This window comes from Pseudoalteromonas sp. 20-92, from assembly GCF_030847595.1.
GTDB classification, from domain to species: Bacteria; Pseudomonadota; Gammaproteobacteria; order Enterobacterales; family Alteromonadaceae; genus Pseudoalteromonas; species Pseudoalteromonas fuliginea.
The window spans coordinates 35,330-51,715 of the sequence record NZ_JANJGQ010000013.1 but is presented as its reverse complement, the minus strand read 5'-3'; the positions used below and the strand labels follow the sequence as shown (position 1 = coordinate 51,715).

At 39.5% G+C, this 16,386-nt stretch carries 13 protein-coding genes; 6 read left to right on the top strand and 7 right to left on the bottom strand.

Annotated elements, in window-relative coordinates; translation table 11 throughout:
- Position 1 precedes the first annotated feature (1 nt).
- Positions 2 to 1,537 carry a histidine ammonia-lyase gene (gene hutH / locus NRL14_RS12430; protein ID WP_149613928.1) on the top strand — a complete coding sequence of 512 codons (1,536 nt, stop codon included), beginning with the start codon at positions 2 to 4 and terminating at the stop codon, positions 1,535 to 1,537.
- Here hutH and NRL14_RS12425 read toward each other — a convergent pair.
- Positions 1,534 to 2,304: an NADP-binding protein gene (locus NRL14_RS12425; protein WP_306724786.1), complete on the bottom strand. Its 771-nt coding sequence runs from the start codon at positions 2,302 to 2,304 to the stop codon at positions 1,534 to 1,536. The two genes, hutH and NRL14_RS12425, sit on opposite strands and share 4 nt — an antisense overlap.
- Before the next feature lie 567 nt (positions 2,305 to 2,871).
- On the opposite strand from NRL14_RS12425, the gene secA reads away from it, so the two are divergent.
- The 3 genes from secA (at position 2,872) to NRL14_RS12410 (ending at position 7,169) form a co-directional block, all read left to right on the top strand.
- Positions 2,872 to 5,580, top strand: coding sequence for a preprotein translocase subunit SecA (gene secA, locus NRL14_RS12420; protein WP_306724785.1), 2,709 nt, complete (start codon positions 2,872 to 2,874; stop codon positions 5,578 to 5,580).
- Between the two features lie 68 nt (positions 5,581 to 5,648).
- Positions 5,649 to 6,047, top strand: coding sequence for an 8-oxo-dGTP diphosphatase MutT (gene mutT / locus NRL14_RS12415; protein WP_007377262.1), 399 nt, complete (start codon positions 5,649 to 5,651; stop codon positions 6,045 to 6,047).
- Between the two features lie 21 nt (positions 6,048 to 6,068).
- On the top strand, positions 6,069 to 7,169 hold the full coding sequence (locus NRL14_RS12410; protein WP_033023715.1) for a phosphotransferase enzyme family protein: 1,101 nt from the start codon (positions 6,069 to 6,071) through the stop codon (positions 7,167 to 7,169).
- Between the two features lie 36 nt (positions 7,170 to 7,205).
- On the opposite strand, the gene NRL14_RS12405 is transcribed toward NRL14_RS12410, so the two are convergent.
- From NRL14_RS12405 to pmbA, 3 genes are all read right to left on the bottom strand, one after another.
- The gene (locus tag NRL14_RS12405; RefSeq protein ID WP_306724784.1) at positions 7,206 to 9,281 is read right to left on the bottom strand and encodes a M13 family metallopeptidase; all 2,076 of its coding nucleotides are present in this window, start codon (positions 9,279 to 9,281) and stop codon (positions 7,206 to 7,208) included.
- A 418-nt stretch (positions 9,282 to 9,699) separates the two neighbouring features.
- A complete protein-coding gene (locus tag NRL14_RS12400) occupies positions 9,700 to 10,185 on the bottom strand; it encodes a DUF721 domain-containing protein (RefSeq protein WP_306724783.1) in 486 nt (161 codons plus the stop codon).
- 72 nt (positions 10,186 to 10,257) lie between these two features.
- The gene (gene pmbA, locus NRL14_RS12395; protein WP_306724782.1) at positions 10,258 to 11,607 is read right to left on the bottom strand and encodes a metalloprotease PmbA; all 1,350 of its coding nucleotides are present in this window, start codon (positions 11,605 to 11,607) and stop codon (positions 10,258 to 10,260) included.
- Positions 11,608 to 11,751: 144 nt separating this feature from the next.
- Between pmbA and yjgA the strand changes: the two genes are divergently transcribed.
- Together yjgA and hemN are read left to right on the top strand one after the other, a co-directional pair.
- Entirely contained in the window at positions 11,752 to 12,285 is a 534-nt protein-coding gene (gene yjgA, locus NRL14_RS12390; RefSeq protein ID WP_002959930.1) for a ribosome biogenesis factor YjgA, read from the top strand.
- 122 nt (positions 12,286 to 12,407) lie between these two features.
- Entirely contained in the window at positions 12,408 to 13,781 is a 1,374-nt protein-coding gene (gene hemN, locus NRL14_RS12385; protein ID WP_306724781.1) for an oxygen-independent coproporphyrinogen III oxidase, read from the top strand.
- A gap of 76 nt (positions 13,782 to 13,857) precedes the next feature.
- Here hemN and NRL14_RS12380 read toward each other — a convergent pair whose 3' ends face one another.
- The 3 genes from NRL14_RS12380 to NRL14_RS12370 all read right to left on the bottom strand — a co-directional run bounded on the left by NRL14_RS12380 (position 13,858) and on the right by NRL14_RS12370 (position 16,370).
- On the bottom strand, positions 13,858 to 14,373 hold the full coding sequence (locus NRL14_RS12380; RefSeq protein ID WP_033028825.1) for a DUF2489 domain-containing protein: 516 nt from the start codon (positions 14,371 to 14,373) through the stop codon (positions 13,858 to 13,860).
- Positions 14,374 to 14,389: 16 nt separating this feature from the next.
- Positions 14,390 to 14,983, bottom strand: a complete 594-nt coding sequence (gene yihI / locus NRL14_RS12375) for a Der GTPase-activating protein YihI (RefSeq protein ID WP_306724779.1) — start codon at positions 14,981 to 14,983, stop codon at positions 14,390 to 14,392.
- 754 nt (positions 14,984 to 15,737) lie between these two features.
- Positions 15,738 to 16,370, bottom strand: a complete 633-nt coding sequence (locus NRL14_RS12370) for a cytochrome c (RefSeq protein WP_007377271.1) — start codon at positions 16,368 to 16,370, stop codon at positions 15,738 to 15,740.
- Positions 16,371 to 16,386: the final 16 nt, after the last annotated feature.

The window sequence follows — 16,386 nt, the reverse complement described above, 5'->3', positions numbered from 1 at the left end:
CATGTTCGAACTTACTCTCACTCCCGGAACACTTGATTTAAACACACTAAGAAAAATTAATAATTCAGCGGTAAAGTTAAGCCTTGCAAAACATGCCGAGTCGCAAATAGCAGCAAGCGCGCAAACCGTTCAAAACGTTATTAATGAACACCGCACTGTATACGGAATTAACACCGGCTTTGGATTATTAGCCAATACCAAAATTGCCGATGACGAACTTGAATTATTACAGCGCTCCATTGTACTTTCACACGCTGCGGGTATTGGCGAATACATGGATGACAGCACAGTAAGGTTAATGATCACCTTAAAAGTAAATTCGCTTTCGCGCGGCTATTCGGGCATTCGTCTGCAAGTAATCAAATTTTTTATGCAGCTGCTTAGTAGCGAAGTATATCCATGCGTGCCTAAAAAAGGCTCCGTGGGGGCATCGGGAGATTTAGCCCCTCTTGCGCATATGTGCCTACCTTTATTAGCTGAAGGTCAAATGCGACATAAAGGAGAAATAATTAGCGCAGCACAAGGGTTAAAAATAGCGGGACTTGAACCCCTAACACTTGCAGCCAAAGAAGGCCTAGCATTATTAAATGGTACACAAGCGTCGACTGCGTTTGCACTTCAGGGGCTATTTAGAAGCGAGAACTTATATGCACAAAGCTGCGTTATCGGCTCAATAAGCATAGAAGCTGCAATGGGCAGTCGCGCGCCATTTGATGCACGTATTCATGATATTCGTGGTCAGCGCGGACAAATAGACACCGCTCAAGTATTTAGAGACCTACTCGATACGCACTCTCAGATTAGTGATTCCCACGTCAATTGTGAAAAAGTACAAGATCCATACTGCCTTCGCTGCCAACCTCAAGTGCTAGGTGCTTGCCTAACTCAGATACGCCAAGCTGCAGAAGTGTTGCTATGCGAGTCGAACGGTGTAACCGACAATCCGCTAGTTTTTGCCGATGTAGGCGACATAATATCGGGAGGAAACTTTCATGCAGAGCCCGTTGCAATGGCCGCCGATAACTTAGCTATCGCAATTGCCGAAATTGGCGCATTAGCAGAAAGGCGAATTGCATTACTTATCGATTCAAACCTATCCAAATTACCGCCATTTTTAGTTGAAAACGGCGGTGTAAATTCAGGATTTATGATTGCCCAAGTTACCGCAGCAGCGCTTGCGTCAGAAAACAAATCATTAGCGCATCCGGCTTCGGTCGATAGCTTGCCTACATCTGCAAATCAAGAAGATCATGTTTCTATGGCAACCTTTGCAGCAAGGCGCTTAGATGAAATGGCCAATAATACCCAAGGTGTTTTGGCAATAGAATGGTTAGCATCGGTTCAAGGGCTAGAATTTAGAAAGCCGCTTGAACCATCAAATAAAGTGCAAAGCGCTAAAGCGTTGTTACGCGAACATGTGAGTTATTATGATAAAGACCGCTACTTTGCTCCCGATATCGAAGCTGCTAATACATTACTAAGTGAAGGTAAGCTATGCGACTTCATAGAGAGCAGTCCCCTGCCTTCAGCATATTAAATACCGTGCTGATAGCTAAACCCTAAGGCTTCAATGGCTGAGCCTAATACTTTGCGCTCAGCCGAATCAGTTCCTGTAAACGTTGGCATTTCACCACCATGTTGCTGACACTTCATCGCGTAATATTCAGCTTTTTTGGGGTGCGCAGGATTAACCACATTATAAATATTTTGCCCTACTTGCCAGTGCTCTATCACCGCAAAAATAGCATTAATTACATCTTGTTGATGCACCATATTTACTACTTGCTCACTTGATGTATTGAGCTCTTTGCCTGCCACAAAACGCCCCGGCTCTCTATTAGGCCCTAGTAAGCCAGCTAAACGAAGTACTTTGCCATCTTGTTCAAGCACTTGCTCTTCAGCTTCATAGAGCTTTATTTGGCGCTCGTTTGTGCATGAAATATCGCTACTTTCGCTATACACACCAGGCTCTTGATCGTATACCCCGGTTGATGAGCACAATAAAAAGCCCTTTGCGTTTAACTCCCTTGAAAGCTTAAGCGCTGCGGTGAGTGCTTCAGGATAATTACTTTCACTGTGCCTGCTACGTGGTGGAATAGCACATACCCAATAAGCATCTTGTAAATCAATTTGATGTGTTAGTTGCCCATCTTCAAGTGCAAACTGACGCTCAAAATCAAACTCGTGTATATCTGTTCTATGCGTTCCTTGTACTTGCCAATCAGCTTTTTGCGCACTTACGCATAAAGCATGTCCTAACCAACCTGCACCTAATACTACCAATTTATTGCTTTTATTTTTCATTTTCACCTAAACCTTTATTTTATAAGGAAAACAAGTGTAAAAACCTAACTTTAATTCAAATTAAAACTAGATATGATTATAACCACTCTACTAAATCAAAAGCGTATGTGCACTGATGTAAAAAATTATTTTACAAAAACCAATCAATCATTTTTGAAGTATTGTTGTTGGTTAATCAAATAGATTAGGTGCAAAAATAGCGCGTTTAGAATTCATATCCATGCGTTAAATTTAAGCATGAATGCCCCCCCTTGTTTTTAATTTATTTAGCACCATATCTTTACAGTTCGCTACTATTTTTACTGTAATTGGGTAATACAAAGTTATTTTTACGAACCAGATCAAATTTTTCGATTTTATATACAGATCTTTTTATTGAGATAGTTTGTTGTTTGGCAGAGTCTGGTATAGTAGCGCACGTAATAAACAGTGCTTTTTAGCGGTTTAATACAAAATTGCTAATTAATATGTTCTAAGTGTTACTTAAAAGCATATATTAATTACCAATTATTAAAAATGGGTTAGCCGATACTCGGCTGACAAAGAATACATTGTAACGGTTTTATCATGATATCTAATTTATTTACCAAGCTTTTTGGTAGTCGCAATGACCGCACTATTAAAAACTTTAGAAAGACGGTCGCGCTAATTAATGCGCTAGAAACGCAACTTGAAGCGCTTTCTGATGAAGATTTAAAAGCTAAAACAGCCGAGTTTAGAGAACGTTACGATAACGGGCAAAGTCTAGACGATATTTTACCTGAAGCCTTTGGCGTGGTGCGTGAAGCGTCAAAACGCGTTAATGGCATGCGCCACTTTGACGTACAGCTATTAGGCGGCATGGTTTTACATGAAGGCCGCATCGCAGAGATGCGTACTGGTGAAGGTAAAACACTTACAGCGACTTTACCTGCTTATTTAAATGGTTTAACCGGTAAAGGCGTTCATGTAATTACCGTGAATGACTATCTTGCTAAGCGTGATGCCGAAACAAACCGTGCGTTGTTTGAATTTTTAGGCCTTACTGTAGGCTGTAACGTACCAGGTATGATGCCACAGCAGAAAAAGTTAGCGTACACTGCTGATATTACTTACGGTACAAATAACGAATTTGGTTTTGACTATCTTCGTGACAACATGGCTTTTAGCATTGATGAACGCGTACAGCGTCCATTATTCTATGCTGTAGTCGATGAAGTGGATTCAATCTTAATTGATGAAGCACGTACCCCCCTTATTATTTCAGGCCCAGCTGAGGATAGCTCTGAGCTATACACTGAAATAAACACCATCGTGCCTTTACTTGAACTTCAAGAAAAAGAAGACGAAGAAGGCATTGAAGGTGACGGCGATTACACGATTGATGAAAAGTCTAAGCAAGTTCATTTAACAGAACGTGGTCAAATTAAAGTAGAAGAGCTACTTACTGAGCGCGGCTTAATTGAAGAAGGCGATTCGCTTTATTCAGCAGCAAGCATTACGCTACTAAGCCATGTTTATGCCGCCCTTCGTGCTCATAAGCTATACCAAAAAGATGTTGATTACGTTGTAAAAGAAAACGAAGTAATCATTATCGATGAGCATACGGGTCGTTCAATGGAAGGTCGACGTTGGTCAGAAGGTTTACACCAAGCTGTTGAAGCTAAAGAAGGTGTGAAAATTCAAAATGAAAACCAAACGCTTGCCTCTATTACGTTCCAAAACTACTTCCGTTTATACGAAACATTAGCAGGTATGACAGGTACTGCCGATACTGAAGCATTTGAATTTCAGTCAATCTACGGCCTTGATACCGTTGTTATGCCAACTAACAAGCCGATGGTTCGTGACGATCGCGCCGATTTAGTTTACCTAACGCAAGAAGAAAAATACGAAGCTATTTTAATTGATATTAAAGATTGCCAAGAGCGCGGACAACCTGTGCTAGTTGGTACTATTTCAATTGAAAGCTCTGAGTATCTATCGCAGTTTTTACGCAAAGAAAAAATTAAGCACAACGTACTTAATGCTAAATTTCATGCGCAAGAAGCAGATATCGTTTCAGACGCTGGCCTACCAGGTACAGTAACAATTGCAACAAACATGGCCGGTCGTGGTACCGATATCGTGTTAGGTGGTAACTGGAACAGTGAAGTTGAAAAACTTGAAAACCCAACTGATGAACAAATAGCTGAAATTAAAGCCGCTTGGAAAATTCGCCATGATGCAGTAATTGATGCCGGCGGTTTACATATCATAGGTACTGAACGTCACGAATCTCGTCGTATAGACAACCAATTACGTGGTCGTTCTGGTCGTCAAGGTGATGCTGGTTCAAGCCGTTTTTACTTATCGATGGACGATGCGCTAATGCGTATATTTGCCGGTGAGCGCATGACGAACATGATGCGTAAATTAGGCATGCAACGCGGTGAAGCAATTGAACATCCATGGGTAAACCGTGCAATTGAAAATGCACAGCGTAAAGTAGAAGCACGTAACTTTGATGTACGTAAGCAACTACTTGAGTACGATGATGTAGCAAACGATCAACGTCGTGTTGTTTACTCTCAGCGTAACGAACTACTTGAAGAAGGTGATATTTCAGAAACTATTACTGCAATTCGTGGTGACGTACTTAGCAATACAATTGATCAGTACATTGCACCGCAAAGCCTTGCTGAAATGTGGGATATTCCTGGCCTTGAAGAGCGTTTAAAACAAGACTTCTTAATTGAGTTACCTATTACTCAGTGGTTAGCAGATGACAATAAACTATACGAAGAAAAACTTCGTGAGCGTATTGAGCAGGCGGTTGAGCAGTCATACAAGCAAAAAGAAGAGCAAGTTGGCGATTCTGTTTTACGTCAATTCGAAAAAGCGATTATGCTACAGAGCCTTGATCAGCATTGGAAAGATCACTTGGCTGCTATGGATCATTTACGCCAAGGTATTCATTTACGTGGTTACGCGCAAAAGAATCCTAAGCAAGAGTACAAGCGTGAATCGTTTGAGCTGTTCTCTGAAATGCTTGAAAACTTGAAAGTAGATGTTGTAAGCATTCTAAGTAAAGTACAAGTACGCGCAGAAGAAGATGTTGAAAAAGTAGAAGAGCAACACCGTAAAAGTGAAAATGCTCCTCGCGAATACAAACATGAAGAAGCTGAGCACGTAGGTGGCGAAGCGCCAGAAACAGCGACAGTAATGGCTCGTACAGAACCAAAAGTAGGTCGTAATGACCCTTGTCCTTGTAAATCAGGTCAAAAATTCAAACAGTGTTGCGGTAAATTAAAATAACCCAATATTGTCAGTAGCTTATTAAAAAGCGGCGCTAGCGTCGCTTTTTTTTATGGAGTTTTAAAGTAATGACTATAGAAATTGTACATGTAGCTGTTGGTGTTATTAAGAAAAATAACGCTATATTCATTTGTAAACGTGCAGATGAACAACATCAAGGCGGTTTATGGGAATTTCCTGGTGGTAAAGTCGAAGCTGGAGAAAGTGTGTTTGTTGCACTTAAACGCGAGCTTATTGAAGAAGTTGGACTAACCATTCACAGCTCTAGCCAATTGATGGTGATTGAACATGACTACGGCGATAAATGCGTTAAATTAGATGTACACGTAGTAAGTAACTTTAGCGGTGAGGCACATGGCGCTGAAGGGCAACCTAGCGAATGGGTAGCAATTACTGAATTAGAAAATTATGATTTTCCTGAAGCGAATGCTGAAATTATCGAAAAAATAGTTGCCCGATACGCATAAAAAAGAGCATAAGTGAGCACAATGAATATCTCAATACAAAATAAGCTAAGCGAACTGTTAGCACTGCCTCCTGAGTTAACTCAAGTTAGTGCGATTGGTAGCGGCCATATAAATAGTACATGGCTACTTACAAGTATTGATAAACAGTTTATTGTGCAAAAACTAAATACTGAGGTATTTAAAAACCCTGCTCAGTTAGTGAGTAATGCAAAACTAATTGAGCAGCATTTAAATGCTAAACAACTGCAAAATAATTACCCGCTTGAAATAATCAAACATATAGCTACACAAAACGACGAACACTTAATAAAAATTGATAATGCGTATTATCGCGTCCTTAACTATATTAGCGATAGCTACAGCGAAGACGTTGTTAAAAATACCCAGCAGAGCGAGCAAGCGGCTTACGCCTTTGCCGTATTTGCTCATGTATTACAAGATTTTGATGCGCAACAGCTACACACTGTAATTCCTGATTTTCATAACTTAGCGATGCGCTTTGAGCAATTAAATACCGCAATCACTAACAACGTAGTTAATAGAGTAAAGCACTGCGCTAGTGAAATAGAGTATTGCTTAACGCAGCAGCATTTAATTACTGAGCTTAGTCAGGTAGCTAAACACATACCGCTTAGAGTGTGTCATAACGATACAAAAATAAATAATATGCTGTTTTGTAATATAACTCACAAAGCAAAAGCAGTTATTGATTTAGACACCTGTATGGCAGGATTTTGGCTTTATGACTTTGGTGACATGGTACGTACATTTTGCTCCCCCGAAGCCGAGGATTCAACAGACTTACACAACGTTGTTATTCGAAAAGATATATTTTCAGCCATTGTTAAAGGCTATGTAACGCCATTAAAAAGTAGCATGAGCACAAAAGAACAAGACAGCCTGCTGCTAGGCGCTAAAATAATGCCACTCATGTTAAGTGTGCGCTTTTTAACTGATTACTTAAATAACGATGTGTACTTTAAAGTATCTCATGCAGAGCATAATTTAGAGCGAGCACAAAACCAACTCGCGCTTTATAAAAACATACTGAGTAACGAAGAATGGATGCACGCGTGCTTAGTCGATGAACAAATTCAAGATACAAAAAAACCAGTAAGCTAAAAACTTACTGGTTTTTTGTTATTTATAGCAATGCAATTACCAGATTTTTACGCGGTCTTCTGGTTTGATATACATTTTATCACCTTCTTTTACGTCAAACGCTTCGTAAAACTCAGGCATGTTCGACAAGATACCGATTACACGGTAGTGGCTTGGTGAATGAGGGTCTGTTAATAAACGATTACGTAACTCTTCATCGCGGTAGTTACGACGCCAGATTTGTGACCAACCCATAAAGAAACGTTGATCGCCTGTGTAACCATCTATCACGGGTGCTTTTTTATCACCTAAAGAGAGCATATACGCTTTATGCGCAACGGTTAATCCACCTAAGTCACCAATGTTTTCGCCAAGCGTTAGCTCACCATTAACACTTGCATCTTCAAATGGTTTATATTCGTTATACTGTGCAACTAAAGCCGCTGTACGCTCTTCAAATTGCTTAAGGTCAGTCTCACTCCACCAGTTACGTAAGTTACCGTCACCGTCGTATTTAGCACCTTGGTCGTCAAAACCGTGGCCAAGCTCATGCCCAATTACCGCGCCAATTGCGCCGTAGTTTACAGCATCATCCGCTTCTAAATTAAAGAATGGCGGTTGTAAAATAGCGGCTGGAAATACAATTTCGTTGTTTACTGGATTGTAATACGCATTTACTGTTTGCGGAGTCATGTGCCACTCAGAGCGATCAACTGGTTTACCCAATTTAGCAATCATGTCTGCGTATGCCCATTCGCTATAACGAATGTAATTGCCTACTAGCTCGTCTGAGTTAATCTCTAGCTCTGAGTAATCTTTCCACGTGTCTGGGTAACCAATTTTAGGTGTAAATTTGTCTAGTTTTTCTTTCGCTGCAAGCTTTGTTTCAGGGCTCATCCACTCAAGATTTTCGATAGCAACGCCATAACCTTTAATTACGTTATCAACTAGCTCTTCCATGCGTGCTTTAGCTTCTGGCGGGAAGTTATCTTTAACGTATACCTTACCTAAAATTTCACCAAGTACACTGTTAGATGCATCAACCGCTTGCTTCCAAAGAGGTGCTTGTTCTTCTACGCCACGAAGTGTTGTGCTGTAAAAGTCAAAGTTAAGGTTAACTAAATCTTCACTAAGTAGCTCTGCATAACCACTTACAAAATGAAATTTTAAGTAGTTTTTCCACGTCGCTAAATCAGTGTCTTTGTAAATAGTAGCAAGTGCTTCTAAGTAGCTTGGTTGACGTACAATAATGTCACTTGCACTCACGCCTGCATCTTTAAAGAATGCAGCTAAATCAAGGTCACCCATCAACTTGCTTGCATCTGCTACTGTCATCTTGTTATAAGATTTAGTTGCATCACGGCTTTGCACACGGCTCCACTGAGCATCAGCTAGTGTTTTTTCAAATGCAAGTACGCTCTTAGCTGCTTCTGCTGCATTTTTAACGCCTGACTTTGCTAAAACATCAGTGATATATTGCTCGTAAGAAGCGCGAATTTTAGTGAATTTTTCGTCATCTTTTAAGTAATAGTCACGATCTGGTAAACCAAGACCCGACTGAGATAAATACAATGCATACTCGCTTGAATTTTTAGCATCGTTATTTACAAACCAACCAAACGGTAAAGTACCGCCTTGTTTTTGAATTTTAGCCATTAAACCCACTAAATCAGCTTTAGATTTAACGCTATCAATTGTATCTAATGACGGTTGTAATGGCGTAATACCTAGCTCATTACGCGCATCTTTATTCATATAGCTTTTATAAAATGCACCAATTTTGTACTCATCACTGCCTTTTTTAGCGGCTTTGTTTGCGGCTGCACTTTCAAGGGCTATTTTCATCGCTTTTTGCGACTCATCATATAACTGCGAAAAAGAACCGTAGTTAGATTTATCACCTGGTATTTCAGTTTTAGCTAACCACTGACCATTTACATGGTAGTAAAAATCGTCTTGTGCGCGTACTGAACTATCCATATTGGCTAATTCAATACCAAGCTCTAGTGGCTTTTCAGCGGGTGCTGTTACTACCGGAGTATCGGTTACTTTAGCTTCTTGTTGTTTTTCACCACAACCTACCAAGCCAAGTGCAAGTGCAATACTTGCAGCAGCCATTGTTACTTTATTCATAATGATTCCGTTTGTTAGTTAGAATTAAATCATACCAATCTGCTTATGTATGGGGTCTATTTAACGTTAAGAAAATTACGCTAGAACTAGGCAAAAGTTTTTGTATCTAGTTGTGTTCTAAATAAAAAATTTTTAACGACGTTATAGTGCAATTTAATTCGTTAAATTGATCAAAGATTTATGCAGGTTGGTATCACATACCAACTCCATTAAATTCTTGAATATAGCAGGAGTAAAAATAGCACTGCCTGTACGCTTTTACTTAATGGAATGGGTATCAAGGGAGCTTTAAATAATAAAGCACACCACGCAGTATCATAAACCTCATTAGACCAACAATAAAATGGAATATGTAACAAAGTATTTTGAATGCGGTGAGCTGCCAAATTAGCCCCACCAATAACAAGATAGTGGGTAGTTAAGGCTTGCTTTTATTTTTTCCGTGAAGCGCTAAACGCTCTAGTTTTTCTTTTAATGAAGGGGGCGCAGACGATGCTATCGCGTTTAAGTAATCCGCTGTTTGCTCACTCATTTTACGTGAGTTGGTAACTGCAGGACTGCCCGACTTATTCGCTGTACTTAATCTTTGAGTTGCTTGAGGGTTTGCAGTTATTTTTATTTGTCCGAGCTCTGCCATTCCAGCTGCTCTAAAGTGTGAAAGCATATCCATTTTTAAATAATTAAGCCTAAGCACGATAGGTGCAGATACCGCCTCTATCATTAGCGTGCCGTCTCGGTAATTACTGACTCGGCATTTATCACCCAATTTAGGACCTAAAAAATCTTTAAGTAGTGTTTGCTGTGTATCAAGTGCTTGGCTTTTGCCTGCATAAGCCGATAAACGATTATTTAACCCCGCCATAATATCGGTTAGCGGTTTTGGTGCATATCTATCTTTAGCCATTTTACACCTCGTAAAAGCTCACTTAGACCCAGAGATAATACTCTGGGTCTAAGTATACACTGCGTATTAGTACTACGCGCCAGCTATTTGCATTTGCTCTATTAATACTGAGCCAGTTTGAATACCACCACGACGCTCTATGTCACCACCAATAGCAGATATGCCTTTAAACATATCTTTTAAATTACCAGCAATGGTAATTTCACTTACAGGATATTGGATTTCACCATTTTCAACCCAAAAACCAGCAGCACCACGAGAGTAGTCACCCGTTACGGTATTTACGCCCTGCCCCATTAGCTCTGTAACTAATAAGCCAGTGTCCATGGTTTTTAATAGTGCAGTTAAATCGTTATGAGTTTGCTCAACAAGCCAGTTATGTATACCGCCAGCATGTCCTGTTGGCGTCATGTTCATTTTACGCGCGGCATAACATGCTAATAAATACGTTTGTAACTCGCCGCCTTGAATAATTTCTCTATCGAATGTTTTAACACCTTCGCTATCAAACGGTGACGATGCCAACCCTTTTAAAATATGTGGGCGCTCAGCAATATTCACACAATTACTAAATACCTGAGTGCCTAAGCTATCAAGTAAAAAACTTGATTTACGATAAAGCGCGCCACCACCAATTGCCGACACCAAGTGACCAAACAATGAATTTGCAATATCGGCTCTAAAAATAACAGGCACTTTCATTGTGCCTAACTTTTGGCTGTTTAATTTAGCCAAAGTTTCAGCTGCCGCTTCAAGACCCACTGCCGCCGCATCATTTAAACCAGCCTGATCGCGTGCAACCGTATAAGCAGAGTCGCGCTGCATATGCTCGCCATCTTGACCTATTACCATAGTACTAATACTGTGACGAGTACGTGGAAAGCCTGCAATTAAACCGTGGCTGTTACCATAAACACGTAATCCCTGATGCGATGAAAAACTCGCACCATCAGAGTTAACAATGCGCTCGTCTGCATTTAATGCAGCTTGCTCAGCAGCATGACAAAGCTCAAGACCTTCCTCAGGACTTACATCCCAAGGATGGTATAAATCTAAATCTTTAGGATTAAATTCAAGTAACTCTTTATCAGCAACGCCGTTGAATGGATCATCCGATGTAAATTTGGCTATATCAATCGCTTTTTCGACTACCGTGCGCAATGTTTTTGGATTTAAATCAGCCGTCGACGCCGAACCTTTATTGTTACCAACATATACACTAATGCCTAAGCCGCCATCTTGGTTAAACTCAATGGTTTCTACTTCACCCATTCGTGTGCTAACCGATAAACCAGACGTGCTAGACATAGCAGCTTCTGCAGCTGTAGCACCTAATTTTTTAGCATGTTCGAGTACTTCTGATACCGCATCTTTAACTTGCGATATTTGAGAATAAATTGGATCGTTTTGTTGGCTTTTCATAAATTAAGTCCTGAGCCTTAGAGGCATAATGCACGCATTTCTTATATTTAAATGCTAACACACTCAATGCATCACATCAGCTAATATTCCTAAGTATCATATTCATGTATAATGGTAAAAGTTATTTTTATTTAAGAGCACCCCATGGCAAAGAAAAAAGGCAAGCCTGCTGAAATTGAAGAAGAAATTGAATATGTATCAAGAACGGAGCTTAAACGCGAAGCGCAAGAGTTTCATCAGTTAGGTACTGAAATTGCCAAAATGGGTAAAAAACAGCGCGAACGCCTGCCATTAAATGACGATTTAAAAGAAGCGATGGTTGTTGCTGATAAAATAAGTAACAAAAGCGACGCGTACCGCCGCCACTTAAACTACATCGCTAAAACACTGCGTACTGTAGAAAACATTGATGATATTAAAGCGATTATCGATGTAATGCTTAATAAAAATAACCAAGCTGAAGTATTGGTCAAAAAAATTGAGCAATTACGTTCAGATTTAATTGAGCAAGGTGATGACCTTATCAATGAGACTATTGAGCAGTTTCCATCTCTTGATCGTCAACAAATGCGCCAATTAGTTCGTAATGCAGCAAAAGAAGCGAAAGCTGAAAAGCCAGGTAAAGGTTATAAAGAATTATTTCAATACCTTAAAGATGCTCATACTATTACGTATTAATTAGGTCGTATTAAGTTATATTTTATTAAAAAAGGTGCTTCGGCACCTTTTTTGTTATAGATCAAACCGCTTTCCTGAGTACTTTTTTATAATCCCCCTAAATAAATACTTAGGTACGCGTGATGATTAAACTTCCACACTGGGATGAAACCCTAATAAACAAATATAATGTGTCTGGTCCGCGTTATACCTCTTATCCCACGGCTTTATCACTGCGTGACGGGTACCAGCAACAAGACCTACTAAGCGCTATAGAATCGTCAACAAGTCGCTCTCTTTCTTTATATATTCACATCCCGTTTTGTAGTCAGCTGTGCTACTACTGTGGCTGTAATAAAATAATTACCCGCCATCAATCTAAGGCAGATACGTATCTCGACTTTTTAGCAAAAGAAATTACTGCCCAAGCGCCTTTATTTAAGAACTACACGGTTGAGCAATTACATTTAGGTGGTGGTACTCCCACCTTTTTAACCGCAAAACAAATGACCCGTTTAATTAAGCTTTTAGAACAACACTTTAATTTTACACGCACAACAGAGCGCGGCATTGAAATAGACCCACGCTCACTTGCCGATAATATGCTTGTTGATTTAAGGATGCTTGGCTTTAACCGCGTCTCGTTTGGTATTCAAGACTTTAACGATGACGTACAACTTGCTGTTAATCGCCCGCAAAATGCAGATACGGTCAAGCAATTAATTACACAAGCTCGCCAGTTGGGGTTTCAATCTATTAATGCAGATATGATTTACGGACTACCACTGCAAACACCAGAGAGCTTTAGGCAAACTATAGAGCAACTTATTGAGCTAAGCCCTGATAGAGTATCAGTATTTAACTATGCGCATTTACCAGAGCGCTTTGCCGCACAGCGTAAGATTAAAGATACCGATTTACCCAGTGCACATAACAAGCTCACCATGTTTAAAAATACCTTGGAGCAAATGACGCAGGCAGGCTATCAATTTATTGGTATGGACCATTTTGCAAAAACTGATAATGAACTAGCTGTTGCGCAAAATGAAGGCAAGTTACATCGTAACTTTCAAGGTTATACAACCCATGGAAATTGTGATTTATTAGGTTTAGGCGTGTCATCAATTTCGCAAATTGGCACTGCCATTTTACAAAATCAAAAAGAATTAAAACATTATTACCACAGCATCGAAACACAAAGCGGCAGTGCTCTTAATAAAGGAATGCACTTAACACATGATGATGTAATTCGTGCTGATGCAATTAAACAGCTCATTTGCCAATTTGAATTAAATATACAAGACTTTAGTGAAAAACACGCGCTTATATTTAATGACTACTTTGAGAGTGCATTAGTAGCGCTTGCGCCACTTATAAAAGATGAACTAGTCACTATAATTGATAATAAGATTAGCGTAACACCACGCGGAAACTTATTCATTCGTATTATTTGTATGTGCTTCGATGCTCACTTACAAAAACAAATTAACGCAAAGCGCTTTTCAAGAGTGATTTAGCCTGAACTCTGGATAATAAATACATCGACACAAAAAAAGCAGACCTAGGTCTGCTTTTTGTATTTAAGTTGCAGCTTTAATTAAAAACGACTTTATCGCTGCCTGGAGCGGCTTTAAACTCGATGATAATTTTAGCGCAATCGGCTTTAACTTCATCTTTAAGTGTTTCTTCTGCGTGCCAGCGAGCCTTATCTAACTTAAAAATCTCTTTTTTAGAGTATTTTTTACGTGCATCGTGCGTCGGCATTTCTTTAACTACCTGGTACATTTGATGAATGCCAGGATACAGCGCCGTTAAATCACGCTCGCTCTCAAAGCCATATTGAGACATAAGTACCCAAATACGTAAACAGCCTTCAGAAAACTCACACTGCTCTTCATTCATTGCACGCGCAATTAAATGAATACTATCGGCTAGTTTTGCATTTCGCTCTAAGCGAGACTTTTCAAGCTTTTGCTTTTTCTCAGTCTGCGCCTTCGCAATTAACTTTTTTTGCGCATTTAACTTATACAATAACTGACCTGCATAAAATGCCAAGCCAGCTATAATAGCAGCGCCTAAAAGTAAGGCTAAAATTACCGCGGTACTCATTAATTACCCTTATTAATTACTTGTCTTCTTCATCATCTAGCCATTCATTTGCTAGATCATTTGATAAATACTGATCAAAGTCAGAATTTGACTTGTCTTCATCACTAAAGTCATCTTCAAGCTCTGGTTCATCTTCGTCTTCAAGACCTAACAATTCACATAAAACTTGATGACGAGCAATGCGGCTATTAAAATATTTAGCATCTTTGCCTGTTAGTAATTCACCACCTTCATGGCGCTCAACTAATTTAAGTAAACGCACATCGTTCTCAAGCGTTTCAAGCTCTTGCTCTGGTGTAAACTCTGGCTGTACAACTTTTTTAAGCTCTATAGTTGGCTTCAGGTTACGTTTCATTTTTACTTTTGGTTCAACAGCAGTTGCAACCAATGGTACTGGTTTTTTACTACCAATACGCTTATCTCTAGAACCTGATTGTGAATTTTGGCTATCACCATTTAATACATCCGGTGCATTACGCGAACCAGGCTTAGCGCCTTTGGTTTTTTTAACTCGTTGCTCTTTTAACGCACGCATCTCTTTAAGCTTATCTTGGCTTAAACGTACAGGTCCATTTGCTGGGCTTTTGCGTGACTTTTTCGTTCTACTCATATCTTGATCGTCTCACTTAAGAGGTTTTGAGCGAGGCGCAAATTAATGGGCATCGCAATGCTGGCATAGCCAGAAGAATTCAGTTTGCGCTTCAGAGGTTGGGCTTCTCTGTGTTATAGCGCCTAAACTAGCTTACTGCTAGTTATTAAACGGTGGGTATTGTAACAGGACAAATAAAAAGGCGGTAGAGAAAACATCTCTACCGCCTGCTAATCTGAGCGCCATTATCTGGACACTTCTCCCTTCGACTTTTTTTAGTCTTTATTATTTTTATTATTACCAGTCCGTATTGTTATTATTTTTACGTTCCTTGTAGCATTCCATTTTGTTTTTATTATTAAACTTCCATGAGTTTTTATTATTATCGGTCTTCCTGACTCTTTTTTATTATTTCCTTTAGTAGCACCAATCTTGTGCTATGTAGTCGTGCCGCGCTACTTTCCTTATAGCTATTTCCGTTTTTTTATTGTTTTTTTGCGACAGGGGTTAATCTACTCGTTAATAATTTTGTTACAACTAATTTATATCTTTTTTCTTACACTACATACATTAACAAATTTAACTTATTTTAAATTACAATGAGTTAATGAAAAAAAAATATTTAAAATAAGACTTTTCTCACACCACTGCATGGTCAATGTCTTACAAAGCATAACGGTAATATCGCTAATTTCGGACACAAAAAAAGCAGCTTAAGCTGCTTTTTTATACATATTGTAGTCTATTCATTAATTAAAAATAAATAAATACGACTTTAGTGTAAACCACCTAAGTATTGAGAAAGTACTTCAATGTCTTTATCTGTTAATTTTTTTGCAATATCGCCCATCATGCCATTTAGGTCATTATGACGAGTACCATCACGGAATTTTTCAAGTTGAGACTTGATGTATCCTGGATGCTGAAAAGAAATTTTTGGAAACTTAGCAAGTGACGAACCGTTACCACGTGGACCATGACATGCTGCACATGATGGAATTCCACGCTCTGCATCGCCTGCTTTAAAAAGCATTTCGCCAACATCAACGACATCTTTAGGTGTAGCACCTTCGGTCATGTTCATTGAAGAAAAATAAGCTGCTAGATCTTTCATGTCTTGCTCGCTAAGTGGCATAGCCATAGCGCTCATTACTGGATCCATACGCCCTTCTTTGCCGCCTGACGTCATACCTAATTTTAAATCCTGAAGTTGCTTAAGGATATAATCTGGATGTTGACCTGCAATTTTAGGGTAAATATTAACCGGCGCATTACCGTCTGGGCCGTGACAAGCCGCACACGTTGCTGATTTTTCTTTACCTGCGTTTACATCGCCATCAAATGCTGTTGCGTTGCTTGCTGACAACGCACCAAGCAATATTGTTAAAGATAGTGCTATTTTTTTCATGGTGAATTCTCTGTTT

Coding starts and splice junctions, on each gene's coding strand:
- hutH (WP_149613928.1), top strand. CDS start 2: ATGTTCGAACTTACTCTCACTCCCGGAACACTTGATTTAAACACACTA.
- NRL14_RS12425 (WP_306724786.1), bottom strand. CDS start 2,304: ATGAAAAATAAAAGCAATAAATTGGTAGTATTAGGTGCAGGTTGGTTA.
- secA (WP_306724785.1), top strand. CDS start 2,872: ATGATATCTAATTTATTTACCAAGCTTTTTGGTAGTCGCAATGACCGC.
- mutT (WP_007377262.1), top strand. CDS start 5,649: ATGACTATAGAAATTGTACATGTAGCTGTTGGTGTTATTAAGAAAAAT.
- NRL14_RS12410 (WP_033023715.1), top strand. CDS start 6,069: ATGAATATCTCAATACAAAATAAGCTAAGCGAACTGTTAGCACTGCCT.
- NRL14_RS12405 (WP_306724784.1), bottom strand. CDS start 9,281: ATGAATAAAGTAACAATGGCTGCTGCAAGTATTGCACTTGCACTTGGC.
- NRL14_RS12400 (WP_306724783.1), bottom strand. CDS start 10,185: ATGGCTAAAGATAGATATGCACCAAAACCGCTAACCGATATTATGGCG.
- pmbA (WP_306724782.1), bottom strand. CDS start 11,607: ATGAAAAGCCAACAAAACGATCCAATTTATTCTCAAATATCGCAAGTT.
- yjgA (WP_002959930.1), top strand. CDS start 11,752: ATGGCAAAGAAAAAAGGCAAGCCTGCTGAAATTGAAGAAGAAATTGAA.
- hemN (WP_306724781.1), top strand. CDS start 12,408: ATGATTAAACTTCCACACTGGGATGAAACCCTAATAAACAAATATAAT.
- NRL14_RS12380 (WP_033028825.1), bottom strand. CDS start 14,373: ATGAGTACCGCGGTAATTTTAGCCTTACTTTTAGGCGCTGCTATTATA.
- yihI (WP_306724779.1), bottom strand. CDS start 14,983: ATGAGTAGAACGAAAAAGTCACGCAAAAGCCCAGCAAATGGACCTGTA.
- NRL14_RS12370 (WP_007377271.1), bottom strand. CDS start 16,370: ATGAAAAAAATAGCACTATCTTTAACAATATTGCTTGGTGCGTTGTCA.